The organism is Anaerobacillus sp. 1_MG-2023, from assembly GCF_030547345.1.
GTDB lineage: Bacteria > Bacillota > Bacilli > Bacillales > Guptibacillaceae > Guptibacillus > Guptibacillus hwajinpoensis_B.
Genome location: NZ_JAUORD010000267.1, coordinates 1 through 234 on the forward strand (window position 1 = coordinate 1; position 234 = coordinate 234).

Here is a 234-nt window from a genome sequence, read left to right on the forward strand (position 1 = left end):
GCTCAATACCTGCTGCTGATTCTTCAGATACAGCAGCGATTTCTTGAATGGCATGATTCATTTTCTGACTGTTTGATGCTATTTCAGAAACATTTGCAGTAATGTTATTTATATTGTCTATCATTTCACTTACCGATTTTTGAATTCCTGTAAATTTTTCTCCTGTTAATCGTATTTGCTGTGTTCCATGTTTAACTTCTTCGTATCCACTATTTAGTGAAGTCGTAACGATAC

General features: G+C 34.2%; 1 pseudogene. It reads right to left on the reverse strand.

The annotated features are described in order from the left end of the window. Positions 1 to 234: pseudogene (locus Q4550_RS24120) on the reverse strand (hypothetical protein); the annotation flags it as partial.